Origin of the sequence: Segatella copri (assembly GCF_003465495.1) — a bacterium.
GTDB classification, from domain to species: Bacteria; Bacteroidota; Bacteroidia; order Bacteroidales; family Bacteroidaceae; genus Prevotella; species Prevotella copri_G.
This window is the reverse complement of the sequence record NZ_QSAV01000046.1, coordinates 19747-29494: the sequence shown is the minus strand read 5'-3', so window position 1 is coordinate 29494 and position 9748 is coordinate 19747. Positions and strand designations below refer to the sequence as shown.

Annotated in this window: 10 protein-coding genes; 3 read left to right on the top strand and 7 right to left on the bottom strand. The window is 39.5% G+C overall.

Features of this window, described 5'->3' with window-relative positions:
- Positions 1 to 207: 207 nt before the first annotated feature.
- From DWV53_RS12345 to DWV53_RS16205, 3 genes are all read left to right on the top strand, one after another.
- Positions 208 to 1413 carry an ATP-binding protein gene (locus tag DWV53_RS12345; protein ID WP_118154370.1) on the top strand — a complete coding sequence of 402 codons (1206 nt, stop codon included), beginning with the start codon at positions 208 to 210 and terminating at the stop codon, positions 1411 to 1413.
- A gap of 55 nt (positions 1414 to 1468) precedes the next feature.
- Positions 1469 to 1963 carry a 3'-5' exonuclease gene (locus DWV53_RS12340; RefSeq protein ID WP_118154365.1) on the top strand — a complete coding sequence of 165 codons (495 nt, stop codon included), beginning with the start codon at positions 1469 to 1471 and terminating at the stop codon, positions 1961 to 1963.
- 128 nt (positions 1964 to 2091) lie between these two features.
- Complete coding sequence (locus tag DWV53_RS16205; RefSeq protein WP_259318988.1) at positions 2092 to 2646, top strand: hypothetical protein; 555 nt, start codon at positions 2092 to 2094, stop codon at positions 2644 to 2646.
- Positions 2647 to 2773: 127 nt separating this feature from the next.
- Here the strand turns inward: DWV53_RS16205 and DWV53_RS15815 are convergent, their stop codons facing one another.
- The 7 genes from DWV53_RS15815 to DWV53_RS12305 form a co-directional block, all read right to left on the bottom strand.
- The gene (locus tag DWV53_RS15815; RefSeq protein WP_181992489.1) at positions 2774 to 2944 is read right to left on the bottom strand and encodes a hypothetical protein; all 171 of its coding nucleotides are present in this window, start codon (positions 2942 to 2944) and stop codon (positions 2774 to 2776) included.
- A gap of 22 nt (positions 2945 to 2966) precedes the next feature.
- Positions 2967 to 3902 carry an ADP-ribosylglycohydrolase family protein gene (locus DWV53_RS12330; RefSeq protein ID WP_118154362.1) on the bottom strand — a complete coding sequence of 312 codons (936 nt, stop codon included), beginning with the start codon at positions 3900 to 3902 and terminating at the stop codon, positions 2967 to 2969.
- A 96-nt stretch (positions 3903 to 3998) separates the two neighbouring features.
- Complete coding sequence (locus DWV53_RS12325; RefSeq protein ID WP_118154360.1) at positions 3999 to 4856, bottom strand: ADP-ribosylglycohydrolase family protein; 858 nt, start codon at positions 4854 to 4856, stop codon at positions 3999 to 4001.
- Between the two features lie 426 nt (positions 4857 to 5282).
- Positions 5283 to 6809 carry an RNA-binding domain-containing protein gene (locus DWV53_RS12320; protein WP_118154357.1) on the bottom strand — a complete coding sequence of 509 codons (1527 nt, stop codon included), beginning with the start codon at positions 6807 to 6809 and terminating at the stop codon, positions 5283 to 5285.
- A 60-nt stretch (positions 6810 to 6869) separates the two neighbouring features.
- On the bottom strand, positions 6870 to 7841 hold the full coding sequence (locus DWV53_RS12315) for an SDR family oxidoreductase (RefSeq protein ID WP_118154354.1): 972 nt from the start codon (positions 7839 to 7841) through the stop codon (positions 6870 to 6872).
- Positions 7838 to 8593 (bottom strand): metallophosphoesterase family protein, encoded by a 756-nt coding sequence (locus tag DWV53_RS12310; RefSeq protein ID WP_089543478.1) that lies wholly within the window; start codon positions 8591 to 8593, stop codon positions 7838 to 7840. The genes DWV53_RS12315 and DWV53_RS12310 overlap by 4 nt, the downstream gene beginning before the upstream one ends.
- Positions 8590 to 9741 carry a hypothetical protein gene (locus tag DWV53_RS12305; RefSeq protein WP_147468791.1) on the bottom strand — a complete coding sequence of 384 codons (1152 nt, stop codon included), beginning with the start codon at positions 9739 to 9741 and terminating at the stop codon, positions 8590 to 8592. The genes DWV53_RS12310 and DWV53_RS12305 overlap by 4 nt, the downstream gene beginning before the upstream one ends.
- Positions 9742 to 9748: the final 7 nt, after the last annotated feature.

Sequence of the window (9748 nt, the reverse complement as noted above, 5' to 3'; positions counted from 1 at the left end):
TTAACCATCCTAAAGGTGACAACTTTTTCACGTATAAGACAGATAGATAAAAAGTTTTAGGACGATTCATCCTAAAACTTCTCTAGTTTCAAAAGTTTTAGGACGATTCATCCTAAAACTTTCTTAAATATTCTACTTTTAGGATGATTTATCCTAAAAAAATAGTATCTTCGCAGCAAATATATAATCAAAGAGCAATGAAATGATATGAAACGAATAGAAAGAACGGAATATCTCAATAAACTGATCGCTTTCAAAGACAAGTCTCTTATCAAAGTGATAACCGGCATTCGCCGTTGCGGTAAATCCACCATTATGGAGATTTATCGTGACTGGCTTAAGAGGCAAGGTGTCAGTGCCGACCAAATCATCTATCTCAATTTCGAGGATTACGACTTCTATGAGCTTCGTAATCCACATAACTTATACGCTTATATCAAGCCATTAATTCATCAAAACAAGATGACTTATATCTTCTTTGATGAGATACAACATGTGGAAGATTTCCCAGACATCATCAACAGCCTCAACCTGAAGCCAACGGTAGATCTCTATATTACGGGGTCGAATGCCTATATGCTGTCAAGCGAAATCGCCACGTTACTATCCGGAAGATATGTGGAAATCGCAATGCTTCCCCTTTCATTCAGAGAGTATGTTGAAGGTATCGGAGGAACCGACAATCTTCCCAAAGCCTATACAGACTACATCACAAGGAGCAGTTTTCCATATACCCTTGAACTGGATACTCCCGCAGAAATCAGCGACTACCTGAATGGCGTATATAACACCATTGTAGTAAAGGATATCATGAGCAGGAAGAAGTTACCCGATGTCATGATGCTGGAAAGCGTTATCCGTTTCACAGCCGACAATATCGGCAACATCCTATCCACCAAGCGCATAGCCGACATCATGACTGCCGATGGAAGAAAAATAGACCAGAAAACCGTAGAACGATATCTGACCGCACTCTGCGAAACCTTCTTCGTATATGAAACCAAAAGATACAACATCAAGGGTAAGCAGCTGCTCAAGACATTGGGTAAATATTATCTAGTAGATATCGGTTTGAGAAGAATGCTCCTAGGTTCCCGCTCATTCGATGCCGGCCGCATCCTGGAGAACATCGTTTATCTGGAACTACTCCATCGCCAGCAGAAAGTATATATAGGAAAGATGGATAATCTGGAAGTAGATTTTGTAGCGATTGATGAAAACAATATCACGTATTATCAGGTAGCTGCTACCGTTAGAGATGAGACTACCTTAAAACGTGAATTGGCATCTCTGCAGCAGATCAATGACCAATATCCTAAGTATATCCTTACACTTGATGAAGACCCTACTGCCGATTACAACGGTATCAAGAGAATCAATGCCCTAAGATGGCTGATAGGAGAAATAGGATAGCCTATATTTCCTCAGAGTAACACCATAATATATAAGGCACAAAAATGATAATTCGATGAAAGATTTTGCAGCGATAGATTTCGAAACGGCCAACCAGCAGCGTACAAGTGTCTGCTCGGTGGGCATTGTGATAGTGAGGGATGGCGAGATTGCAGACAGCTACTACAGCCTCATCAAGCCCGAACCGGAGTATTATTCTTATTGGAACACCCGGGTTCACGGCCTGACCCAGGAAGACACGATGAATGCAGATGTCTTCCCGAAAGTCTGGGCTGAGATTGCGCCCAAGATAGAGGGTCTGCCCCTGGTAGCCCACAATGCCCCCTTCGACGAAGGATGCCTGAAGGCAGTATTCCAGATGTACCAAATGGAATATCCCGACTACGAATTCCACTGCACCTGCCGAGCCTCCCGAAGAAAGCTGGGCTCTCTCCTCCCCAACCATCAGCTCCAGACCGTAGCCACCTATTGCGGTTACGACCTCACCATGCATCACAATGCCCTGGCAGATGCCGAAGCCTGTGCCTGGATAGCAAGAGAGCTGCTATAAATAACCACAAATTTCGTATGCTGCGAAGAAAAAGTGGCAGTATAGCCAAAAAAACTTCACAAGAATTATAATATCCAGATAAAAAGAAACTTCTATTTACAGCAACTCATAGATGGAAGGCTGACAAGGTGCTGAGCGATGCCCAGCGCATCCTCTTCAACATCTATACCTCCAGCAAGCACCCTATCTTCGTTAGGGAAATGCGAGAGATAGATGCCTTCTTCGATGAATTGAATCCTGACATCAAGGTTATTTGGGGTCTTTCAGATGATGACAGTCTGGATGAGGATGCCAAAGTCACCATTCTGGCAACAGGTCTCAACAACGAGCTGGCAGATGAAATTCAGGACAATCCTGTCACAACCACCAAGGATGAAGATGATTACCAGAGAATTATCGACAAGCTTTATCATCCGATACGTGACGACTTCCAATCACAGGGAAAAGAAGATTCCCCAAAAGAGGATATTCCTACAGAGTCCTCAAACACAGAATCTACAGACATCCCTGATGATGAGCAGCCCCCACTCATCCCCGATGCTCCGACAGAAGAATCTCCAGTCGTAGAAGAAGAGCCCCCAAAGCCTGTCATTCAGCAAAAGCCACCAACCTTGGCAAAGAGGATAAGAGACAGACTGAAGAAAATAGCTGAAGATTTAGAAATCATTACAGAAGATGAATAGCCTGGGCTGATACAAAAAAATCCTGCTGGCAATGATGCCGGCAGGATTCTGCGTTATTATACTCTAATGCAGACTGCGCTTACTTAAATTCTTCAATCTACGGGCAAACTCAGGTGCAACCTCTATCCTATAACTCATTAAGCAAATCCTCCGCAGGAATAAAATCCATTTTCCCTTCGCGATGAAGCTTCAGTTCCGTAAAGGTCTGATTGATACTAGCAAGGGCTTCTTCCAAATAGCTCTCGTCATTAGAAAGTACGCCCAAGCTATTATAAATATCAGTATTCAATTGCATCACATTCATTATCGAATCCTTTCTTTTAGCGATACATTGCGTAGAAATTCTGCACCTTATCATGGAGCATAGAAGCATGGAGAAGACCACTTTTCCATTCTTCAGGAATTTGGTTTATTCCAAATTTAGCACCCAGGATAGCTCCTGCTACTGCTGCATTTGTATCCGCATCTCCTCCTGATAAAACAATCTTCAGAATACCCTCTTTATACGAGGTTGCATGCCAATAAGCCCATAGGGCAGCCCCTAAAGTTCTGAGCGTATATCCCATACTCTTTTCATCATCCAGACACAAAGAATCCAGACCTTCATGATATGCCAAGTCAATAAATGGAATGATTCGCTCATCATATTGTTTAGCAATGCCAATCACATTTTCATAATCCAATATCCTGTCTTCAAAGACAAGAGCATGTATAATAGAAGAAACGATAACGCAAGAGCCCACACAGCGTGGATCAAAATGAGTTAGCTTACAGATATTCTCAGCATTATTAGCCACATTTTCCTTCAGAAGTCCTACCACCGAAGTTCTCATGACAGCCCCATTAGCTGCAGCTTTTTTCTTTCCCATCTTCCAGATAATCTCTGCTGCCTTCTGTGGATTCGAAGTATAGTCACCAAGAGCCATTACATTATAGGTATGCCGGCCAATTCCCATGCCTCCATTCATCATCCATTCCTTAAACCTTCTGGCAATATCAAGAATATCTACCTTTTGACAAGCCACAAAGGAATCTAAGATGCATAGCATCATGTCGGTATCATCAGTCCAGTCGCCTCTTTGCCAACGACGTCGATGATCATCCTGCACGATTTGTGAATAATCCTCTATCCCATTAGGATAAAATTGATTCACCTCTTGCTTGGACATAAACTCCGTGCTCAGTCCCAAGGCATCTCCTACAGCTTGCCCGAAGATTGTGCCAAGGAATCGTTCTTTTATAGTTTCATTTTCCATATTTTTCTATTCATACAACCAACAAATCGTAAAGTCATCCATATCTGGCAATAGTGCTGTACCGATTACACAGCTCCACTTTTTTAACGACAACACTTATTCCCTTTCATGCTCCTTCAGATACAAATTAAACTCATTAAGAATCTGACGAAGATTATCATCAAGCACATTATTATATACACAACAAGCCAGTTCTTTTGGCATTTCCATCCCTCCTGTAGCAACAGCTATTCCTCCAGCCATACACGCCATAGTATCTGCATCACCGCCAAGAGAGATGGCATTACGGATAACAGAAGTATAACTATCTGCTTCGAGATATGAGATGATAGATTCAGGAACACTCGACTGACAACTAACCCTAAATCCATAATCGGGACGTATTTCTGCAAGAGTACGGTGAAGATTGTAGCCTTCAAAATGAGCCTCAACATAATCGCATATTTGCTTCTTGTCTTTTCCTTGACGAGCCAGGAAGATACAAGCAGCTATAGCCTGCGCCCCCTTTATCCCTTCAGGATGGTTATGGGTCACCTCTGCCGAAATCTTAGCAAGCAGCAAAGCCTCATCTAATGTCTTGGCATAAAATCCACATGGGCTTACTCGCATGGCAGAACCATTGCCATAGCTGTTATACGGTTCCGTTTTCCTACTAATAATCCACCGTAAAAACTTCTTCCCATAGCCAACAAACATATACTTCCGACCCAATTCTTTCATACACTCCACGAGCTTCTCATGAGTATGTTCAGGATCAATCGTCAGCCATTTTGCAACAGCCAAGGTCATAACCGTATCATCCGTAAAACGAGGATCTTTGTATATATCGAAGTCCCCATGCTTTACCGGATGAAATTCATACGCAGCCCCGAAGCAATCGCCAGCGATTGCTCCAATGATACCAGTTGTAGGAAAGGGCAACTCTGCCCTCCCCTTTGTCTTGAGTTTCCCCATTTTACGTAAAAATGCACTGCATGAATCCGATAAACTCTTTAGTAACGTCATAATTGCAAATTCCTTTAAGCTTTAACACATGTGGCGATAGTGCTATATCACAAATTCAACAAGCATTGTCAAATGTCAAAAAGCGTCCTAAACACAAAGATTTCCACTCTAAAAATGGATTTTATCAACAACCGACTTTTTGACTCATATATATGAGTATGATAATGATTATTCGAAAGACTTGGCTGACTTCGTGCCACAGAGGCTACGAGAGAAAGGAATTTTGTAATGTCTCTTTAAAATTCTCGAAAGTTCTTCTGAAATTCTTTGAATATCTCCGAAAATCTTGTAGTTTTTTGAAGATTTCTACAAGATTTTCAGAGAATATGCAAGACGAGGTTAGCCGATAGCTTTCATTAAAACCATTAGAAAGAATTATTCAACTACCTTCCACTCGCCTCCATTACGTGAGCCTCCGATGCGAATTAACCGTCCTCTTTGCTTTAATTTCTTGATATGATAGGCTACCCCATCTTCTGTTATGCCACATACGATTGCAATCTCTTTTGCCGTGACCTTTGGATTATTGCTGATTATTTTTATAATAGTTTCCGGAGTATCGGCAGGAGTTTCCGTAGTCACAGAGGGTGTTTTCGTAGTTGTTTCCGTAGTAATCGTAGAAGTTTCCGTAGTGCCATTGATGTTTCTTTCCAGTTTAAGGCAAGTTTCGATTCGGTCAGGATTACTCTTTTCTTCAACTGTTGGGATGCTCCAACCATTATCCTTCCATCCTTTTGTGATAACATCGGCACCTGTACCACCTTTTTCACCAATTCCCAAGAATACAAACATCTTTTGGATAATAGGATTTCTGCACACGCTATGTCCTCCTTCGTAGTATTCTTCCATGCTGATAAGCATAGTGCCAGGATTTGATAAGATAATCCGGTCAAAGTATCTGTCGATAACAATATTACCTCTCACTGTATATGCAGCATGAATCAAGCTGTTGGCTAAAGCCTCACGCAGAGCCACATGGGCGGTAGTGGTATTATTTCTTATTTGATTATTGTCAAGGCTGAATGGCACTGGTAATGCATGTTGTAACAAAGGCAAAACACGAGTGAAGAACTGGTAAAGGTTGGCTTCCCATGTTCCGTCGGGATATATACGATTTGTCCAACGTATCTGAGCGTCATCACTCAAATGTTCACGATAGTCTGGAAAGAACTCTTGACAACATTCTGGATCTGTAATACTGTTACTTTTGCCAAACATCAGCATTCCTGCAACCGTAAATCCTTCGGTTGATGTAGCTCTATCTTTACGATAGGCACCTATATTTTCCAAGAACTGTTTGTCGTCAACCTCTGTCCAAGGGTGGTTTTCGTGTTTGATATCATATGCACGGCGATACTGGTGAAAAGTCAGCATATCAATGTCATTAATGGAATAACCTCGTAAAATTCGAGAATCAGCGGATGCTCTCATATTGTTGGCATCCGAGTACATCTGCTTTATCTCATCATCTGTACATAGATAATCTCCCTCGTCCCTGCGCTTATAAGTATGTCCAAACGGAGTAAGTGTAAGGTGAATGGGGCGCAAGTTATATTGTGCACGAGGAATTCTAAAGGCTAGTAAGTATTGCCCTCCGTCAGTCTTTATTTCTTCTATATCGCTCTCTACTAGCAGTGGAATATTTACGCACGACTTATTGTGTGCATCATCCCAAAACTGCTTTCTGTATTTTATAACAAGCTCTTCTGAAAGGCCATCAGGGGTGAATTTATGATTCTTCTCTTTCACTCCCAACACAATTGTTCCACCATTAGTATTGGCTAATGCTGAGAAAGAACGCCAAAATTCAGCTTTTGGGAATCCGCCTGCGGCTGATTTATATTCTATTTCAGAGCTTTCCTTCAATTGGAGTTTTAAACGTATTTGATCTGCTATGTTCATGTCATTATAATTTAATTCGTCATTTTTATCAATGATTACAATATTGGTTTCTGATTATATTTATTCTTTTAGATTAGTCAAATACCAGTATATAGTCTTCTTGAGTCCATCTTCAAATGTACAAACTGGGGTATAGCCAAGTAGTTCTTTTGCCTTTGATATGCTTGCCTTAGAGTGCTTTATATCTCCGATTCTATTTGGACCAAATATTGGTACAATGCAATCTATACAATTATCATATGCTGATAAGTTTTTTGTTATCAGTTGTTCCAACTCTAAAACTGAAGTATTTTCACCTCCTGCACCATTGTAAATTTGGTTAAAGGCTTTGGGGGATAGCGTCTCCAATGCCAACATATTGATATGAATTATATTGTCTATGTAAGTAAAATCACGGCTGTTACTTCCGTCTCCATTTATTATTGGCTGTTCATGTTTTAATATTTTTTTTATGAACAAAGGTATAACTGCAGCATATGCACTATTAGGGTCCTGACGGCGTCCAAATACATTAAAGTATCTTATGCCTATATACTTTAACCCATAAGTAATTGAGAAAACGTGTGCATACAATTCATCAACATATTTTGTAAGTGCATATGGAGAAAGTGGTTTGCCTATAGTGTCTTCTACTTTCGGAATGGTTTCGTTGTCGCCATATGCAGAACTACTTGCAGCAAATATAAACCTGTCTATTTTTGCGTTTTTTGCTGCTACAAGCATATTCAGGAAACCACTAATGTTTACAGCATTAGTGGTAATAGGGTCATCTATACTTCGTGGAATACTCCCCAAAGCAGCTTCATGAAAAACTACATCTACTCCATTTACTGCTTTTAGACAAGTATCAAGATTCCTAATATCTCCTTCTATTAACTTAAATCTATTATTGTCAAGTAAGCCTTGTATATTCTCAATGCGTCCTGTCGAAAAATTGTCAAGGCAAACTACATAATTTCCCTTCTTGACAAGTTCTTCACAAAGATTGGATCCGATGAACCCAGCTCCTCCTGTTACCAATATTTTTCTCATTTAACTTCTAATAATATATTTTCTATAAAAATATCCTTCTTGTTTAAAGAAATGCAACTAAAGCCTTCTTGCCCTTGTTTGATTTCATATTTTGGCAGTTTTGTAGAGAAAGCAAATCCAATGCCTGATGCTGTACTATAAAGAATATTTTTATCTCTCTTTACAAAGAATGTGTGAACATGTCCCGAAAGGACTAATTTAACGTTCTTATGACAACAAAGCATCTCCCTAAATGTTTCACGGTCTTTGAGTATCTTATTATCTTGCCATCCTCCGATTTCTAACGAAGGATGGTGCAATACGACAATTGATGGTTCAGGATTCTTCGACAGCAGTCCATCCAGTTCGTTTCTTACATTCATCGTCACAATACCTTTGGAACGATTAGAGTTTGGATCATCATTATCCCTTGCAACAGAATTTACAAAGTAAAATCTCCAACCACCTAACAGTGCTTGATCACTCAAATGGCAAAATTTTGGTTTAAACGTAGTAAACATAACACTGAGATTATCATGATTTCCTACACACCAATAGGTTGGTATACTCAACTCTGAGAATACCCGATCTGCAAAATAATATGAATTCAAACTACCATCATTAGATATATCTCCCGATACGATTATAGCATCTACATCTCGCATCATTTTTATTTGTTTTATTGCAGTGAGAAATTTCCTTCTACAGTCCTCTTCCCATACAAGTGCACCATCTGCTGAAAGATGCAAGTCAGACATATGTATAATTTTCATTTTGCTATATTCTTAGGTTGATAAAAATGGTTTAAATCCTGAATTATTAGACGTTTAGCATTTTCAATACCATTTAGATTAAGTCTAAAATTCTTTTTAGGCTGAAAGCAGAACATCTTACTGAAGATTAAATCCTCCATTGATTCAAGAGATGTAATTTCTGTAATTGGATAATATTTCCCGAAATTTCTAATATTATGAACCTGTTCTTCTTCAACAGCAAAGTCCATGACTGAATAGGCAAATACGTTTTTGTCTTTTCCTTGCATAGATTCTACCAAAGAATTATAGCCTCCAGAACATATTACACAGTCTGCAGAAGCATGAAGCAAATATAAATCTTTCAGTTTTCTATGAATAGTTACATTCTTTTTACTGTATATTTCTGTTTGACCATATGGCCATTGAAGTTGTGAATAATTACCTAGGATAATATCAATCTTCCAATCTGCGAATCTTTTGTCTTTAGCCAATTCAATACATTTCCTAGAGAACTCTTGACTTATTCTTCCTCCACCAGCTGAACATACCATCCATTTTTTTGTATGTCCTGCTAGATATGCAAAACGTGTTTCAATTATCTGTTTTGCTGACACCGGATACGTGACACAACCAATATATACAATCTTATTAAGAATTTCTGTAGGAAGCCATGAGTACACTTCTGCAGAAGTGACTACTGGATCGCTAGCTAATAGTATCCTATGGTAGTACCTCTTGAGAATTGCAATGTTTCTTGTAGAGAATACATCCTCATGAGTAAGTCTATCCCCACCTATATCACTTCTAAGTACAAAATATTTAAGGCAGTTATAGCCTGTAATTATTCTTGCGAGTTCGCAACGTTTCCCAAGAGGTAGATAATCCGTAACAAACACATCTGGCATAAAATCCAGAATCAATTTTTCCAATATTTTTATTCTGATTCTGTTAGTTTGCTCATTGGTGTAACAGTTTTCTTCTCGTAACTCGCTGAAATTTGGAAGAAGATAGTATTGAATACCTTCTGGTATAATATCAGGCATAGCCTTATGCCCAGACACTACTATCACTTGGCATTCTTTGGATAGTCCCCATGCGATCTTTATTAACCTCATAAGGTGTCCGAGTCCAGTACCATCATATGCAAATAGCATTACCTTTTTCATATTCATA